The 17069-nt window shown below is 68.9% G+C and carries 10 protein-coding genes and 3 pseudogenes; 9 read left to right on the top strand and 4 right to left on the bottom strand.

Annotated features, from left to right (window positions below):
• Positions 1-95: 95 nt before the first annotated feature.
• Complete coding sequence (gene rarD / locus QE412_RS08835; protein WP_307482436.1) at positions 96-1037, top strand: EamA family transporter RarD; 942 nt, start codon at positions 96-98, stop codon at positions 1035-1037.
• A gap of 153 nt (positions 1038-1190) precedes the next feature.
• On the top strand, positions 1191-2501 hold the full coding sequence (locus tag QE412_RS08830) for an ABC transporter substrate-binding protein (protein ID WP_307482433.1): 1311 nt from the start codon (positions 1191-1193) through the stop codon (positions 2499-2501).
• A 441-nt stretch (positions 2502-2942) separates the two neighbouring features.
• On the opposite strand, the gene QE412_RS08825 is transcribed toward QE412_RS08830, so the two are convergent.
• The 4 genes from QE412_RS08825 to QE412_RS08810 are packed head-to-tail and all read right to left on the bottom strand — an operon-like array spanning position 2943 to position 7007.
• On the bottom strand, positions 2943-3698 hold the full coding sequence (locus tag QE412_RS08825) for an ABC transporter ATP-binding protein (protein WP_307482430.1): 756 nt from the start codon (positions 3696-3698) through the stop codon (positions 2943-2945).
• Positions 3695-4678 (bottom strand): ABC transporter ATP-binding protein, encoded by a 984-nt coding sequence (locus QE412_RS08820; RefSeq protein ID WP_307482427.1) that lies wholly within the window; start codon positions 4676-4678, stop codon positions 3695-3697. Before QE412_RS08820 ends, QE412_RS08825 begins: the two co-directional genes overlap by 4 nt.
• Positions 4671-5654, bottom strand: a complete 984-nt coding sequence (locus QE412_RS08815; RefSeq protein WP_307482424.1) for a branched-chain amino acid ABC transporter permease — start codon at positions 5652-5654, stop codon at positions 4671-4673. The genes QE412_RS08820 and QE412_RS08815 overlap by 8 nt, the downstream gene beginning before the upstream one ends.
• Before the next feature lie 3 nt (positions 5655-5657).
• Positions 5658-7007, bottom strand: a complete 1350-nt coding sequence (locus QE412_RS08810; RefSeq protein WP_307482420.1) for a branched-chain amino acid ABC transporter permease — start codon at positions 7005-7007, stop codon at positions 5658-5660.
• Positions 7008-7297: 290 nt separating this feature from the next.
• Here QE412_RS08810 and guaB point away from each other — a divergent pair.
• From guaB to QE412_RS08780, 7 genes and pseudogenes are all read left to right on the top strand, one after another.
• Positions 7298-8804: pseudogene (gene guaB / locus QE412_RS08805) on the top strand (IMP dehydrogenase).
• 71 nt (positions 8805-8875) lie between these two features.
• On the top strand, positions 8876-9544 hold the full coding sequence (locus QE412_RS08800) for a TMEM175 family protein (RefSeq protein WP_307482417.1): 669 nt from the start codon (positions 8876-8878) through the stop codon (positions 9542-9544).
• Between the two features lie 15 nt (positions 9545-9559).
• Positions 9560-10677, top strand: a pseudogene (locus tag QE412_RS08795) (GuaB3 family IMP dehydrogenase-related protein).
• Between the two features lie 13 nt (positions 10678-10690).
• Complete coding sequence (locus tag QE412_RS08790) at positions 10691-11581, top strand: SURF1 family cytochrome oxidase biogenesis protein (RefSeq protein ID WP_307482414.1); 891 nt, start codon at positions 10691-10693, stop codon at positions 11579-11581.
• Between the two features lie 211 nt (positions 11582-11792).
• Complete coding sequence (locus tag QE412_RS08785; protein ID WP_307482411.1) at positions 11793-13793, top strand: fibronectin type III domain-containing protein; 2001 nt, start codon at positions 11793-11795, stop codon at positions 13791-13793.
• Between the two features lies 1 nt (position 13794).
• Positions 13795-14214, top strand: a pseudogene (locus QE412_RS17715) (fibronectin type III domain-containing protein); the annotation flags it as partial.
• A gap of 109 nt (positions 14215-14323) precedes the next feature.
• Positions 14324-17068, top strand: a complete 2745-nt coding sequence (locus tag QE412_RS08780; RefSeq protein WP_307482408.1) for a metallophosphoesterase — start codon at positions 14324-14326, stop codon at positions 17066-17068.
• Position 17069: the final 1 nt, after the last annotated feature.

The following is a 17069-nucleotide window of genomic DNA, read 5'->3' as shown; positions in this document are numbered from 1 at the left end:
CCCGGGGCGCGCGGCCGTGCCCGGAAGGTCCCGGATGGCAGGAAAGCGATGACGCTCGACCGATCGCGGTTCGGCGACCGACGTAGGCTGGTGAGGTGACTCCCCGCCCCACCACCCCGGCCGGCGGCACCACGAGGGGTGCTCTGTATGCGTTCGGGGCATATCTGCTGTGGGGACTGCTGCCGCTGTACTTCCTGCAGCTGCGGCCGACGGGCGCGTTCGAGGTCGTGGCCTGGCGCATCATCTTGGCGTTCGTCTTCTGTCTGCTGCTGCTCACCGTGCTGCGCGCGTGGAGGGCGTTCCTGGCGATCCTGCGGCAGCCGCGTCTGCTGGGCCTGACGGCGCTCGCGGGTGCGCTCATCTACGTCAACTGGCAGACCTACCTGTACGGCACCCTGTCGGATCGTGTGGTCGAGACCAGCCTCGGGTACTTCATCAACCCCATCGTCACGGTGCTGCTCGGGGTCGTCGTCCTGCGCGAACGGCTGCGACCGCTGCCGTGGATCGCGGTCGGGCTCGCGGTCGTCGCGGTCGTGGTGATCGTCGCCGGGTACGGCAGCTTCCCCTGGGTCGCGCTGGTCCTGGCGTTCTCGTTCGGGTTCTACGGGCTCGTGAAGAAGCAGATCGGCCCATCGGTCGATGCGGTGAGCGGTCTGACGCTGGAGTCGATGTGGCTGCTGCCCGTCGCCGGCGTTCAGCTCGCGGTCGTCGGCGTGGTCAGCGGGCTGACCCTCGGCACCGCGGGGACGCTGCACGCGGCGCTGCTCCTCGCGGCCGGCGCCGTGACGGCGGTTCCCCTGCTGCTGTTCGCCTCGGGTGCACGCCGCGTTCCGCTCACGGTCATCGGATTGCTGCAGTTCGTCGCGCCGATCCTGCAGTTCGTGATCGGTGTGTGGATCCTGGGCGAGGCGATGACCCCTGAGCGCTGGATCGGCTTCGCGCTCGTATGGGTCGCTCTCGTCATCCTGAGCGTCGACTCGGTGGCCGCTGCGCGCCGCCATCGCCGCGTGGTCTCTGACGTGATGGACCCCGTCTGACGGGCGAATCACGCAGATCGGTGCGCCCTCGACGCAACGCTTCATAACGATTGCAGTGCAGTCCCGAAGCGAAAACACATTCGTAACACGCGGCGGTTAGGTTCATCCCACCGCGTGGCGAGGCCGCGCATGATGATCGAAAGGACGAGCCAGATGGTTCAATCCAAGAAGGCGTGGTTCGCCGTCGCAGCGCTTGCTGCAGCGACCACCCTCACGCTCGCCGGTTGTAGCGGCGGCGGTTCCGGCGCCGGTTCCACCGGTTCTGCCGCGGCCGCAGGCAGCTACGCCAGCCAGGACTGCGCGAGCGACGCCACGAGCGCCACCACACTCAAGGTCGGCACGATCCTGCCGCAGACCGGTACCCTGGCCTTCCTCGGGCCGCCCGAGATCGCCGGTGTCGGCCTCGCCGTCAACGACATCGTCGAAGCCGGCGACTCGGCCTGCACCTTCTGGACCGACTCGGGCGACTCCACCGACATGGCGGTCTCGTCGGCCTCCGCCGACAAGCTCATCGACGCGAAGGTCTCGGTCGCCATCGGCGCCGCATCCTCGTCGGTGTCGCTGAACGTCGTCGACAAGCTGGCCGCCGCGCCCATCGTCGAAATCTCGCCCGCCAACACGTCGGCCGAGCTCTCGGGCAAGTCGCCGTTCTACTTCCGCACCGCTCCGCCGGACACCGTGCAGGGCTCGGCTCTCGGTCAGCTCATCGTCGGTGACGGCCACCAGAACGTCGCCTTCCTCGTCTTCAACGACGCCTACGGCACGGGCCTGCGCGACGTCATCCAGAAGACGGTCGAAGACGCCGGTGGCACCATCACCTACGGCGGCAAGGGCAAGGGCCAGGAGTTCCCTCCCGGACAGACCACCTTCTCGTCCGAGGTCACGGCGGCCATCGCGTCCAAGCCCGACGCCATCGTCATCATCGCGTTCGATGAGACCAAGGCGATCGTGCCCGAGCTCGTCTCGCAGAGCTGGGACATGAAGACCACGTACTACACCGACGGCAACACGTCGGACTACTCGAAGGTGTTCGACGCGGGCACCCTCGAGGGAGCCAAGGGAACCATCCCCGGCGCCAACGCCGCTGACGACTTCAAGAAGCGCATGTCGGACTGGCACCAGAGCGTCGAGGGATCGGCCCTGTCCGACTACTCGTACGGTGCCGAGTCGTACGACGCCACCATCCTCGCCGCTCTCGCGGCGAAGAAGGGCGGCGCGACCGACCCGACGACCATCCAGAAGAACATGGCGGCCGTCTCGGGTGCTCAGGGCGGCACGCCCTGCGCCACCTACAAGGAGTGCGTGGACGCGCTCGCCGGCGGCGGAAGCATCCACTACAAGGGTGTCTCCGGTGTCGGTCCGTTCAACTCGATGAACGACCCGTCCAGCGCCTTCATCGGTATCTACCAGTTCGACGCCGACAACAAGCCGATCTGGCAGAGCGCGGTCGAGGGCAAGTCCTAAGTCCCCGCATCACGCTGAGAGGCGGTCCCGGTTCGCCGGGGCCGCCTCTTTCGCGTGCGTGTGGATGCCGTGACTCTGCCGCGCGCCGGCCGCACCGCGTGTCTCGGACGGCGGCCGGACCCTGCCACGACGCTCGTCGTGGACAGGGTCCGGGGTTGAGGCGGTGACGTGGCCCGCGTGTGCTCCGCCCCGTGTCGACGTCTCGTGCCCGCACACGCGGCCTTTGGGCTGCTGCCGTGACGATGAGCGTGGCCGCTCACGTGGAGCGCTGAAGCGTCGTGCGGTGAGCGGCAGGCCGCCGGTTCCGGGTCGCGTCGTCGTGTGCCCGCCATGACGAAACCCTCCCGCGCCGAGAGGACGGCGGGGAGGGTTCGGATCATACGAGACGGGCCTCGCGCGGCGGCGCGAACGCCGCGGCGCGAGGCCCGTCAGGTCGTCGTGTCAGGCAGCCCCGTCGACGTCGGTCGCGAGGGTACCGAGGTAGAGCTGGATGACCTTCGGGTCCTTGGCCAGGTCGCGGCCCGTGCCCGTGTACGCGTCCTTGCCCTGGTCGAGCACGTACGCGCGGTCGCAGATCTGCAGGCAGCGCCGGGCGTTCTGCTCGACCATGATGACCGACACGCCGGCCTTGTTGATGCGGCGCGTGCGGATGAAGGTCTCGTCCTGGCGCACCGGGGAGAGACCGGCGGATGGCTCGTCCAGGAGCAGGACGGACGGGTCCATCATCAGCGCGCGGGCCATCGCGACAGACTGTCGCTCACCACCGGAGAGCGAGCCGGCCCGCTGACCGCGACGATCGGCGAGAACCGGGAAGATCTCGAAGATGCGCTCCAGCTGCGACGCGAACTCCCGCGGCTTCTGGTAGATGCCCATCTGCAGGTTCTCCTCGATGGTGAGCGAGGGGAAGACGTTGTTCGTCTGAGGGACGAATCCCACCCCCTGCCGCACGAGACGGTTCGGCTTCCACCCGGTGATGTCGGTTCCCTTGAGCGTCACCGAGCCCTGGCGGATGTTCACCTGGCCGAAGACCGCCTTGAGGAAGGTCGACTTGCCGGCGCCGTTGGGGCCGATGATGCCGATCAACTCGCCCGGGTGGGCGACGATGTTCACGCCGTTGAGGATGTTGATGCCGGGCAGGTACCCCGCGTGCAGATCCTTCGCGACGAGGACGGGCTGAGAGTCGGTGGACGTGCTCACGAGCGCGCCTCCTTTTCGTTCGCGTGGGCCTCGGCGGCGGCCTCTTCGGCCAGGGCGATCGCCGTGGTGTCCGAGAGCAGCGCGTCGTCACCGAGGTCTGTGTCGTGGTGGGCTCCGAGGTACGCGTCGACCACGGCCTGCTGCGACATGACCTCACCGGCGGTGCCTTCGGCGACGATCGTGCCCTGCGCCATGACGACGACCCAGTCGGAGATGTGACGGACCATGTGCATGTCGTGCTCCACGAACAGCACGGTCGTGCCGTCGTCGCGCAACGCCTGGATGTGACCGAGCAACGACTGGGTCAGAGCGGGGTTGACGCCTGCCATGGGCTCGTCGAGCATGATCATCTTCGGGTCGCTCATGAGGGCGCGCGCCATCTCGAGCAGCTTCTTCTGACCGCCCGAGAGCGAACCCGCGAGGTCCTCGCGCTTCTCGTACAGTTTGAAGCGCTGCAGCAGTTCCTCCGCCTTGGCGGTGATCTCCTGCTCCCGCGCCTTCCACAGGGGGCGGATCAGGGCGACGGCCATGTTCTCGCCGGGCTGGTGGTTGGCGCCCAGCAGCATGTTCTCCATCACCGTCATGCGCGAGAGCGCCTTGGTGAGCTGGAACGTGCGGACCATGCCCATGCGCGCGACCTTGGATGCCGCCGTGTCGCCGAGCGTGCGCCCGTCGAACGACCACCGGGCCACCTTGTCGGCGGCGGGGCCGCCGATCAGGCGCTTGGCCGAGGTGGGCTTGTCGAAGCCGGTGATCAGGTTGAAGAACGTGGTCTTGCCGGCACCGTTCGGTCCGATGAGCGCGGTGATCGCGCCGCGCTGCACTTCGAGGTGGTCGACGTCGACGGCCGTCATGCCACCGAAGCGGCGCACGATGTTGTCGACGACGAGGATGGGGTCGGGCTTGCTCGCCCCGGGTTCGTGCGGAACTCCGGAGAGCGCTTCGCGCGCCTGGATGGTCGCTGCGGTCGGCTCAGACATTGAAGCTCAGCTCCTTCTTGTTGCCGAGGATTCCCTGCGGTCGGAAGATCACGAGGAGCATGAGCGCGATGCCGATGAGGATCCACGAGAACTGCTCGGTCTGCTGACCCGACCACACCCCCTCGGGCACGATCAGGCGGGTGACGCCCTGGATGAAGATGCGGACCACGAAGAACAGGATCGCTCCGAGAACGGGACCGAAGATGGTCGCCGCGCCACCGAGCAGAAGCGCCGTCCAGATGAAGAACGTCATGGACCGTCCGAGGGCGTCGGGCTGAACGGAGCTCGGCATCACGTAGACGACGCCGGCGATCCCGCCGATGAGACCACCGAGGATCAGCGCCTGCATCTTGAACGAGAACGCGCTCTTGCCGAGGCTGCGAACAGCGTCCTCGTCTTCACGGATGCCCTTGAGCACGCGCCCCCACGGGCTGCGGATGAGCAGCCAGACGAACACCAGCAGCACGGCCACGACGGCCCAGGCCACCGCCCGCACCCACCATCCGCTGACGCCGGTGTTGTCGAACGTCCACCACAGGATGGTGGTCTGACCGTCGCCGAAGAACGACAGGGAGTTGAAGGGATCGCGGTACCGGTCGCCCGGAATACCGTTGCTGCCGTTGGTGATGGGGCCGAGCACGCTCGAACGGCCGACCATGCGGATGATCTCGGCGGCGGAGATCGTGACGATGGCGAGATAGTCGCCTCTCAGCTTCAGCGTCGGCACACCGAGGATGAAACTGTAGATCAACACCACGATGAGGGCGATGATCAGGGCGGGGACGAAGCCCAGTCCGGCTTGCACCGAGACGGCGAAACCGTATGCGCCGAGCAGCATGAAGCCCGCCTGGCCCATGTTGAGCAGACCGGTGTAACCGAAGTGGATGTTCAGGCCGATCGCGGCGATGGCGAGAGCGGCGGTCGTCGGCGCGATGGCCGTCGACGACATCTCGCGCAGAAGGTCGATGAAGATCATCGGTCAGCCCACCCGTTCCTTGCGTCCGAACAGTCCCTGTGGCCTCACCAGCAGAAGCAGGATGAGCAGCACCAGGGCCGTCGCGTACTTGAAGTCGCCGGGCAGCCAGATGTTGGTGAGCTCGACGGTCATTCCGATGATGAGGGCGCCGAAGAGAGCGCCGAATGCCGTTCCGAGTCCGCCGAGGGTCACGGCCGAGAACAGCAGCAGGAGCAGCTGCATGCCCGTCATCCAGTTGACGCCGTTGAGCACCAGACCGAGCAGGATGCCCGACAGGCCCGCGAGCGCCGAGGCGGTGGTCCAGATCAGACGCACCACCCCGTCGACGTTGATGCCGGACGCCGCGGCGAGGGCCGGGTTGTCGCTCACGGCGCGGGTGGCGCGGCCGACGCGGGTCTTGAGCAGGAACAGGCCCACGCCGATCAGGACGACCACGGCGATGCCCATCGACACCAGCGAGTCCACGCTGAGGCTCACCGGTCCCATGCGGACCGGCACGGGGTTGGCCGTGACGATGCGCACCGTCGATGCGCCGATGAAGAACTGGAAGGCGTACTGCAGGGCGAGCGACATGCCGATCGTGACGATCATGAGCTGTGTCAGCGTCAGCCGGCGTTTGCGCAGCGGTTTCCAGATGCCGACGTCTTGGAAGTACCCGAACGCGGCGCACAGCCCCACGACGATGATGCCCGCGACGAAGATGTTCAGTCCCAGCACGTTGGCGAACAGGTACGCCAGCAGGCCGCCGAGGGTCACCATCTCGCCGTGCGCGAAGTTGGAGATGCCCGTGGTGCCGTAGATCAGCGAGAGGCCGACGGCGGCGAGGGCGAGCAGGAGGCCCAGGCGCAGGCCGGATGCAGCCTGCTGCGCGAGTCGATCCCAGTCGAAGCCTCCGGCGGAGGCGGCCTCGTCGCCCGGCGTCGTCGATGAGCTGGACCCGTCCGCGCTGCCGTTGAGGCCGATCAGGACCGCGGTCTGCGACCCGAGCGCGAGGGGGCGCACCGACGGGTCTTCGCTCTTGAGAGTGACGCCGTCGGGCAGGGTCTCGGGGTCGATCGAGACGGAATAGTCTCCGGGCTGGGAGAAACCGATCGACCACTTGCCGTCGTCACCGGTGGTCGCGGACGCTGTGCCCCCGGGGCCGGTGGCCGTCACGGTGACGCCGCCGCCGGCGGCGGCGAGCGTGCCGTTGAGGCAGCCGATCTCGGGACCGGGTGTGCATGGCTCGTTCTGCGTGGTCACCGGGGCTGTCGTCGCTGCGCGCGCGGCAGGTGGCGACGCGAACAGCGCCGAGCCGAGCATCACGGTGATGACCGCGATGAGGAGCGCCCAGGCGAGCAGAGGACGGGACAAGGTTCGCGATCGTATCGCGGTGGGGGAGGAATGACCCACGGAGTCTCCTTCGGCAACGCTGACGATGGTGTTCCGTCAGCTTCGACGGACGACGCTACGAGCGTAATGTGTCGACGGTGTTTCGCGGAGCGCGTCGTTAGCGAACCGTGTCGTCCGGCCCCTGCCGAAAGGTCACCCGCGCGGGAACATTTCGCCCCTGCTCGACGCTTAGAATTCAAGGACGGGCGCGTCGCGCGCACCGGCCGACGTCGTCCTATTTTCGAGCAGGCGCCGCGCGCGCAGGAGGATCCATGGAGCAGCACGACCCCTTCGGTTTCATCGGACTGACCTATGACGACGTGTTGCTCCTGCCGGGCCACACCGACGTCATCCCGAGCGAGGCCGACACGTCGTCGCGTCTGACCCGGCGTATCACCGTCGCGACGCCCCTGCTGTCGTCGGCCATGGACACCGTGACCGAAGCCCGCATGGCGATCGCGATCGCCCGCCAGGGCGGCATCGGCATCGTGCACCGCAACCTGTCGATCGAGGACCAGGCCGCGATCGTCGACCAGGTCAAGCGCAGCGAGTCGGGTATGGTCTCGAACCCCATCACGACGAACCCGGATGCCACGGTGGCCGAGGTCGACGCGATGTGCGCCCAGTACCGCATCTCCGGGCTGCCCGTGGTCGATCCCGAGGGCGTGCTGGTCGGCATCATCACCAACCGCGACATGCGGTTCGTCTCGGGCTTCGAGCGGCAGACGACCCTCGTCAAGGACGTGATGACCAAAGACGGTCTCATCACCGGACACGTCGGCATCCATGCCAACGACGTCATCGCGACCTTCGCGAAGCACCGTGTCGAGAAGCTGCCGCTCGTCGACGACAACGGCAAGCTCGCCGGTCTCATCACCATCAAGGACTTCGACAAGAGCGAGAAGTATCCGCTCGCCACCAAAGACGACCACGGGCGCCTGCGCGTGGGCGCCGCGATCGGCTTCTTCGGCGACGCGTGGCAGCGTGCCGAGGCCCTGCGCGACGCGGGCGTCGACGTGCTCGTCGTCGACACGGCCAACGGCCAGTCGGCCGGCGTCATCGACATCGTCTCGCGCCTCAAGGCCGACGCGTCATTCGCCCACATCGACGTCATCGGCGGCAACGTCGCGACCCGCGAGGGCGCCCAGGCGCTCATCGACGCGGGCGTGGATGCCGTCAAGGTGGGCGTCGGCCCGGGTTCGATCTGCACGACCCGCGTCGTCGCCGGTGTGGGCGTGCCCCAGATCACGGCCATCTACGAGGCGGCTCAGGCCGCCATCCCTGCGGGCGTGCCCGTGATCGCCGACGGCGGCCTGCAGTACTCGGGCGACATCGCCAAGGGCCGCTCTCGTGGCCGGCGCCGACACCGTCATGCTCGGGTCCCTGCTGGCCGGCACCGACGAATCGCCGGGCGAGATCGTCTTCCAGGCGGGCAAGCAGTTCAAGCAGTACCGCGGCATGGGCTCGCTCGGCGCGCTGCAGACGCGCGGCAAGAAGACGTCGTACTCGAAGGACCGCTACTTCCAGGCCGACGTGCCCAGCGACGACAAACTCATCCCCGAGGGCATCGAGGGCCAGGTGCCCTACCGCGGCCCGGTCTCCGCTGTCGCCTACCAGCTCATCGGCGGCCTGCGTCAGTCGATGTTCTACGTCGGCGCTCGCACGGTCGAGGAGCTGAAGGCCAAGGGCAAGTTCGTGCGCATCACCTCGGCGGGTCTGAAGGAGTCGCACCCGCACGACGTGCAGATCGTGGTCGAGGCGCCGAACTACAAGAAGTGAGCGCGGACGAAGGGGCCGGCCGCGCGAGCGCCCGGCCCCTTCGTCCGGCGGGACACGGTTACGCTGAGCGCATGTTCGCCCGCCGCTCGCATCCCGGTGCGACCGTCTCGGTGCGCCGCGTCGAGGCATTGACCGACGGCGTCTTCGCCATCGCCGCGACGCTGCTCGTGCTCGGTCTGACGGACCAGCGCTTCGACGACGTGTCGACTGACTCCGCTCTCGCCGCAGCCCTGCAGCAGTTGGGGCAGCCCGTCCTGACGTTCGTCATATCGTTCCTGCTGCTGTGTCTGATGTGGCGCACGCACGTGGAACAGTTCGAGCACATCGCGCGCGTCGACAACCTCGGCATCTGGATCAACACGTTCCGCCTGCTCGCGGTGGTCTTCGTGCCCTTCACCGCGTCGCTGAGCACCGACCATGGTGAGTTGATCCTGGGGCGCATGCTGCTGCCCGCCAACTTCTTCGTCGTGGTGATGCTCGGGTGGGTGCAGTGGGTGTGGGCCTCACGCTCGGGGGCGATCCCCGATCTCGCGCCCGACGATGCCCGCCGCATCGGGCGTGGGGGCTTGAGCGCGACCATCGTGGGCGCGCTGGTCGTGGCGCTGAGCGTGTGGGTAGGTCCCTGGGCCTTCCTGCTCTATCTCGTCGACCGCCTGCTCACGAGAATCCTGGGCGGGACGCCCTCACCGACGGCCGCGCCCGTCGGACGAACCGACGGCAGTGTCGACGGTCGCGGGTAGGCTGGGCGGGTGACCATGGAGATCGATCTCGGCCGCGCCAAGCGCGCCCGCCGCGCCTACACCTTCGACGACATCGCCGTCGTACCGTCGCGGCGCACGCGCAACCCCGAAGACGTCTCGACCGCGTGGACCATCGACGCGTTCCCGTTCGAGATCCCCGTGCTCGGCGCCCCCATGGACTCCGTGGTCAGTCCACGCACCGCGATCGAGCTCGGTCGTCTCGGCGGCCTCGGCGTGCTCGACCTCGAGGGTCTGTGGACCCGGTACGACGACCCCGAGCCGCTCCTGGCCGAGATCGCGACGCTTCCCGACGCCGACGCCACGCGCGTCGCATGCAGCAGCTGTACTCCGAGCCGATCAAGCCCGAGCTCGTGCGCGACCGCCTCGCCGAGATCCGTGCCGCCGGCGTCACCGTCGCCGGTGCCCTGACGCCACAGCGCACCCAGGACCTCTACGAGACCGTCGTCGCCGCCGGCGTCGACCTCTTCGTCATCCGGGGGACGACCGTCTCGGCCGAGCACGTCTCGAGCGTCGCCGAGCCGTTGAACCTCAAGAAGTTCATCTACGACCTCGACGTGCCGGTCATCGTCGGCGGCGCCGCCACCTACACCGCGGCGCTGCACCTCATGCGCACGGGAGCTGCGGGCGTGCTCGTCGGCTTCGGCGGGGGAGCGGCCTCGACCACCCGTGCCACGCTCGGCCTGCACGCGCCCATGGCGACCGCGGTCGCCGACGTCGCCGGTGCCCGCCGCGACTACCTCGACGAGTCGGGCGGACGCTACGTGCACGTGATCGCCGATGGCGGTGTCGGCACCTCGGGTGACATTGTGAAGGCCTTGGCCATGGGAGCGGATGCCGTCATGCTCGGCGTCGCGCTGGCTCGCGCGACCGATGCCCCGGGCCGCGGGTTCCACTGGGGCCCCGAAGCGCACCACTCCAAGCTCCCGCGTGGACGCCGTGTCGCCGTCGACCGCGTCGGGCCGCTCGAGCAGGTGCTGTTCGGGCCCGCGCCCGTCGCCGACGGCACCGCCAACCTCATCGGCGCGCTGAAGAAGTCGATGGCCACCACCGGGTACTCCGACCTCAAGGAGTTCCAGCGCGTCGAGGTCGTCGTCGCCCCGTACGGGCACTGATGCCGGAGACCGCGTGAGCGTCACCCCCGTGACCGATCCGGAGCCGCCGCAGGTCTTCCCGCCCACCCTGCGGGAGGTCATGCTCCGGCCTCGGTGGATCGCTCTGCTCGCGTTCTCGCTGGTCGTCGCGGGCGCCCTGGCGTGGCTCGGGCAGTGGCAGCTCGGCCGCGCGGTCGACACCTCGCCGCCCGAGCCGGGAATGACCGAGAACGTCCAGCCCCTGGGTGACGTGGTGCAACCCGGCGCCTACCTGCCCGAGCCGCTCGTCGGACAGCGGGTGCGGGTGAGCGGCACGTGGGTCCCGTCGGACTTCATCGTCATCTCGTCACGGTTCAACCACGACGTGCAGGGCTACTGGGTGACCGGGCAACTGCGCATCAGCGGCACCGCCGAACCCACCTCCGTCGCCGTCGCCACCGGGTGGTCTCCCACGCTCGAGGCCGCGACCGCGGCTGCCGTGGCACTCCAGGCGGCCGCCGAGGCCGACCCGAGCGCGGTCATCGAGGTCACGGGGCGTCTCATCTCCGACGAGGGCCCCGCCGTCCCTCCGGCGGGGTCCGACCCGCAGACGCTGACCCGCATGTCGCCCGCGATGCTGCTCGGTCGATGGCACGACATCGACGACCTCCGCGTCTATCGCCCGTACATCGCTTCGCAGACGGCGATCGGCCCGCTCGAGCCCATCGCCTCACCCGACCCCCGACGAACGTTCGCGCGTGAACTGGCTCAACATCTTCTACGCGGCCGAGTGGGCCGTCTTCGCCGGTTTCGCGCTCTACCTCTGGTACCGCCTCGCTCGCGACGCGTGGGAGAAAGAAGTCGAAGATCTGGAAGACGAGCGGGCAGAGGCCGGCTCGACCGCGTGATCGCCGAGCCGGGTGACCGGTACCTGTCGTGTCGGTGAACCGCATCCGAGAGCACGGTGAGCGCACCCCGATCAACGGATGACATGTCGCCTCCTCGGATGAACGTTCCGGGAACGCCCCTCGTCATGGCACTCTGACGCCGATTCGGCCTGTGTGTTTTCGACACACTCCTTGTGGGTCCGCTGAGAGCGGATCATCTCGCTTGCAGTGCCGGTCACCCGAGACCGGCCGTGTCGAAAGGGCTTCCGCGTGCTCGTATCTGCGCGTCCCACGGCCGTGACAGCGGGGGCTATCGCCCTCGCCATCGGCTTGTCCAGCTTCGGAGGCGGCGTCGCCGTCGCCGCAGGCGGAGGGCTCGCGCCACCCGCCGTCGACCCCGCGTCGGTGCACCGGCCCACGGCCGCACCCGACCGGATCGTGCTGACTCCCACCACGACCCCGCAGGTGTCCCAAGCCGTGTCGTGGCGCACCTCGACGGAGGTTACCGCGCCGCGGATCGAGTGGGCCGCGAGCGGGCCGGGCCTGGTGTCCGGGGCGAGCAGCGCCGAGGCCGTATCGAGCACGCGCGTCGACACGACTCTCGGCTACCCGGTGATGTACCACTCCGCCGTGATGACAGGTCTGGAAGCCGGGGCGACCTACGTCTATCGGGTGGGCGACGGTGACTCCTGGAGCGAATGGCTCGAGTTCCGCACCGCGTCCGCCGAGCCCGGTGACTTCAGCTTCATCGTTCAAGGCGACGCGCAGAACGACAACAAGGCCTACACGTCGCGGGCCTTCCGCGCCGCGTTCGAGGCACGCCCTTACGCCAAGCTCGCCGTGCACGTGGGCGACCTGGTCGACACCGAGACGAGCGACGCCGAGTGGGGAGAATGGCACGGCGCCGGTGCGCTGGTGAACCAGTACGCCAACGTCATCGCCACGCCCGGCAACCACGAGTACTACCCGGGCCCCGACCTGACCGCGTACTGGCCGGCTCAGTTCTCGTTCCCGCAGAACGGTCCAGCGATCGATGCGCTCGATGAGACGGTCTACTCGGTCGACTACCAGGGCGTGCGCTTCGTCGCGCTCAACAGCAATGCCCAGGATGCCGCGAGCCTCCAGGCTCAGACGACGTGGCTGGATGCCGTGCTCACCGACAATCCGCAGGAGTGGACGGTGGTCACCTTCCATCACCCGGTCTTCTCCAACAGCAGCGGGCGTGACAACGCCGCGATCCGGCAGGCGTGGCTGCCCGTGCTGGAGAAGCACGACGTCGACCTCGTCGTGCAGGGGCACGATCACACCTACGGGCGCGGCAACCTCGTCTCGCGCGAGCAGGGTCTCCCCGCCGGTGCCGACCCCGCGCACAGCCACACCGGACCCGTGTACATGGTGACGGTCGCGGGGCCGAAGAAGTACGACCTGGCCCCGGCCGGTGACAACAACTGGACGCAGAACGGCGCGAACCGTCGCGCGGCGGGCGAGGACCGCCAGATGTATCAGACGGTCGACGTCACCGGCGACGGCCGCATGCACGTGGAGGCGCACTCCGTCGATGGCGTGCTGTTCGATGCGTTCACCATCACCAAGGATGCCGACGGGAGCAAGCTCGTCACCGACGACGCCCAGTGGGTGGGTGGCGCCGGTTCGACGCGCGAGGGCGTGAACGCCCCGCCCGCGCCGACCCCGACGCCCACGGTGACGCCGAGTCCGACCGCGACGCCGACGCCCATCGCGACGCCGAGCCCGACCGGCTCCCCGACGGTGCGCCCCACGGACGTGCCCACCGCGACTCCGACGGTCGCGCCGACGGTCGCGCCGACGACCGCGCCCACCGGGGCACCCGGAACGGGGAGCGAATCCGAGGTGCTGCTCAGCACCCGCGAGGCGACGCCCGGCTCCGCGCTCCGTATCGAGGCGGGTGGTTTCGCACCGGGTGAACATGTGTCCATCGAGCTGCACTCCACTCCCGTCCTCCTCGGCACGGCCACCGCGGACGACGAGGGGCGGATCCGTGCCCGGGTCAGCATCCCCGCCGATGCCGAACCCGGTGAGCACCGCATCGTCCTCGTTGGAGCGACTTCCGCCCGAACAGTCGGTGCACCCCTGACCATCACGCGCTCCGCGTCGGCTCCGCCGATCGCATCGGGCCTCGCCGCCACCGGCAGCGCCCTGCCCGTGACCCTCATGGTGCTCGGCGCCGCCCTGGTCGCCGCGGGTGGCGCGATCGTGCTCCGTTTCGTCCTCCGCAATCGAAAGGCCTCCTGAGATGTCCCGCCTCCGTTCCCCGCGGCTCGTCGCCGCCGGTCTCGCCCTCGGGATCGTCGTCGCGGGAGGTGCGCTCACCGCCCCGCCCGCGACGGCGGCCACGGTTCCCGCCGCTGAGCGTCACACGCCGTCTCGCGTGCCCGATCGCCTCACGCTGACCCCCGGTGCCGACCCCACCACCGAGCAGGTGATCTCGTGGCGCTCCTCGTCGGCGGTCACGCAGGGCCTGGTCGAGTACCGCACCCCCACTCCCACGGCATACGCCGGCGGCGTGCAGGTGGTGACGGCGCAGAAACGCGTCGAGCAGACGACCGATCTCGGCTACGTCAACGTGACCCACACCGCGACGCTTTCGGGACTGCAGGCGGGGGCCGCGTATCAGTACCGCGTCGGCGATGGGACGAACTTCAGCGAGTGGCAGGACTTCGAGACGGCGGCGGCCGAAGCCGATCGCTTCTCGTTCGTGTACCTGGGCGACGTCCAGAACGGCATCCTGTCCGATGCTTCTCGCGTCGTGCGCAACGCATTCCGTGACCGCCCGAACGCCGACCTCGTGCTCCAGATCGGCGACCTCGTCAACCGACGCGGAGTCCGACGAGCAGTGGGGCGACCTGTACGAGGCGTTCTCGTACGGTCTCGGCACACAGCAGCTGCTCACGACACCGGGCAACCACGAGTACGACGGTGGTGGCCTCTCGCCGCAGTGGAAGAACCAGTTCACGTTCGCCGACAACGGTCCGCGCGGCCAGGGCGGCGTCTACGACGAGCTTCGTGGAACGGTGTACTACACCGACCACCAGGGCGTGCGCTTCGTCTCGCTCAACAGCAATGTCTCCGACACCGAGGGTCTCGCGGTGCAGGCCGACTGGCTCGAGTCGGTGCTCAGCAGCAATCCGCAACAGTGGACCGTGGTCTTCTTCCACCACCCCGTGTACTCGCTCGACGAGGGCCGCAACAACCTCGGCATCCGTCAGTCATGGGGGCCGATCCTCGAAAAGCACAACGTCGACCTGGTGCTCACCGGCCACGATCACGCGTACGGCCGGGGCAACCTGCTCGCGAACGAGAAGGATCTGCCCGAGGGCGCCGACCCGGAGCGCAGCTCCACCGGTCCGGTCTACGTCACCTCGAGCGTCGGCTCGAAGTTCTACTCGGCGGGTCCGCGGCACTGGAACGAGAACGAGGGTCACTTGCGGCGGCTCGCATCCGGCATCCAGACGTATCAGGTGGTCGATGTGAGCGGGGGCACCCTGCGCTTCGAGTCGCGCACCGCGGACGGTGCGTTCTTCGACGGGTTCACGATCTCGAAGTCGGAGGGACGCAAGCTCGTCGTCGACGGCGTGGCGCCGCAGGTGATCGACCCAGGCACCCCGGCGCCGTGCCTGGGATGCAACCCGAACCCCGACCCCGCGCCCACCGACCCCACCGACCCCACCGATCCCGTCGAGCAGTTCGCATATGCCCCCGCCGGCATGCTCGACGCGGTCCTGCCGCGCAGCTCTACGGGCGCCGCGTATCAGGCCGCGCTTCCGGCGGGCATCGCCTTCCACCAGGGCCGTGACCGCCTGTACCTGGGTGACCAGAACGGCCGGACGGTGTTCGAGATCGATCCGGTCACGGATGCCGTGACGAGGACCGTGACGCTCCCGGAGAACATCCGCGACCTCGGCGTCGACGAGGAGCGCGAGCTGCTCTACGTGGGCCAGCAGAACCGCAACTGGGTCGTCGTCTCGATCGCCGATGCGACGTTCGGGCAGCTCGTGCGCGGACCGTTCCCCACGATCGAGTCGAACCGGTCGATCGACGTCGACCCGGTCCACGGCTACGTGTACGTCGCCGTGCCCGCGCGAGGCGTGGAGGTGTTCTCCGCCGAGACGGGGACGTCGTTGGGCGTGATCAACGGCACCGCCGATGCGTACTACATCGCAGCCGACCCGGCGACCGGCTGGGTCGTGACGACGACGTTCACCGATGTGGAGGGCGACCCCGGCATCCAGGCGTTCGATGCGACCGACGGGTTCGCCAAGAAGTGGGAAGCCGCCGTGCGCCCGAACGCGCGCCAGGTCGACATCGACAGCGCACACGGACTGGTGTACCTGGGGTACACCGGCACGACGTCCACCTCGGGCGGATTCTCGGTGCACTCCCTGGCCACCGGGGCGACGCACGCCGACATGGTGGGCGCGGCCTATGGCAAGGACGGCTACGGCATCGCGATCGACGAGGACGCCCAGCGGGTGTACGTGTCGAACCGCGACTTCCGCCTCAACCCTCCCGGCGAGGAACTGGTGCCGTTCGCGGTGACCGTCAGCGCTCGCACCGATGCCGGGACGACGCCGAGCCCGACGCCCACTCCCACACCGACGCCCACGCCCACGTCCACGCCGAGCCCGACGCCCACGCCGACCGCGGAGCCGTGGACGGCGACGGCGCTGTCGGTCATCCCGACCGCGACCGCCGACGGCGCGAGCGAGACGCGTCCGGTGGGCTCGGCGGTCGACCCGGCGACGGGCTTGCTCTATGTCGCCGACGAGATGCGCCCGGCGCGGGTGCACGTGGTCGATCCCGCCGCCGACACCATCGTCCGCACGATGACCGTCCCCACCGCCGACCCGAGCGGCGACGGCATGCGTGATCTCGCCTTCGATCCCGCGACCGGTCGTCTGGTCGTCGGTTACGGCAGCAACTGGCTCGTCATGGATGCCACGACGGGGGAGCGCATGGCCGGGCCCTTCGATCTCAGCGGCGGTGTGCGCGGAATCGATGTCGACTGGGCGGGTGGCCGCGTGTTCGCGGGGTTGCGCGGCAGCGGTTTCGAGGTGCGCTCCCTCGCGACCGGCGAGCTCGTGCGTACGGTCGACGGACCGGGCGACGGGGGAGCGTGGCGAACGCACGGCGTCGCGTGGGACGCGACCGCTGAGCGGCTCTACGTCAGCACCAGCGATGCATCGGGCTCCACCGAGGGCATCCGCGTCTACGACAACGATCTCGTCCTGCAGGCCCGGGTGCCGGTCGACGCGGCCGACTACCGCTCCCTCGCGGTCGACGGCGCGGCGGGGCTCCTCATCGCGGGCAACCAGACCGACGTCTACGAACAGTCGGGGGTCACGGTCTATCGCACGAGCGATCTGACCCTGCTCACCCGCCTGTCCGCGCACGCGTACGGCAACAAGGTGTACGGCGTCTCGATCGACCCGGTGCGTCACCAGTTGTACGTGTCGGCGCGCGAGCGGTATCCCGCCGGTCTCGTGCGGGTCGCGCTGCCCACCCCGTGAG

Origin of the sequence: Microbacterium trichothecenolyticum (assembly GCF_030818955.1) — a bacterium.
Taxonomy (GTDB): Bacteria; Actinomycetota; Actinomycetes; order Actinomycetales; family Microbacteriaceae; genus Microbacterium; species Microbacterium trichothecenolyticum_B.
Note: the sequence above shows the minus strand (reverse complement) of the source record. Positions and strands in the feature narration are given on the sequence as shown.

Coding starts and splice junctions, on each gene's coding strand:
- QE412_RS08800 (WP_307482417.1), top strand. CDS start 8,876: ATGTTCGCCCGCCGCTCGCATCCCGGTGCGACCGTCTCGGTGCGCCGC.
- QE412_RS08815 (WP_307482424.1), bottom strand. CDS start 5,654: ATGATCTTCATCGACCTTCTGCGCGAGATGTCGTCGACGGCCATCGCG.
- QE412_RS08830 (WP_307482433.1), top strand. CDS start 1,191: ATGGTTCAATCCAAGAAGGCGTGGTTCGCCGTCGCAGCGCTTGCTGCA.
- QE412_RS08820 (WP_307482427.1), bottom strand. CDS start 4,678: ATGTCTGAGCCGACCGCAGCGACCATCCAGGCGCGCGAAGCGCTCTCC.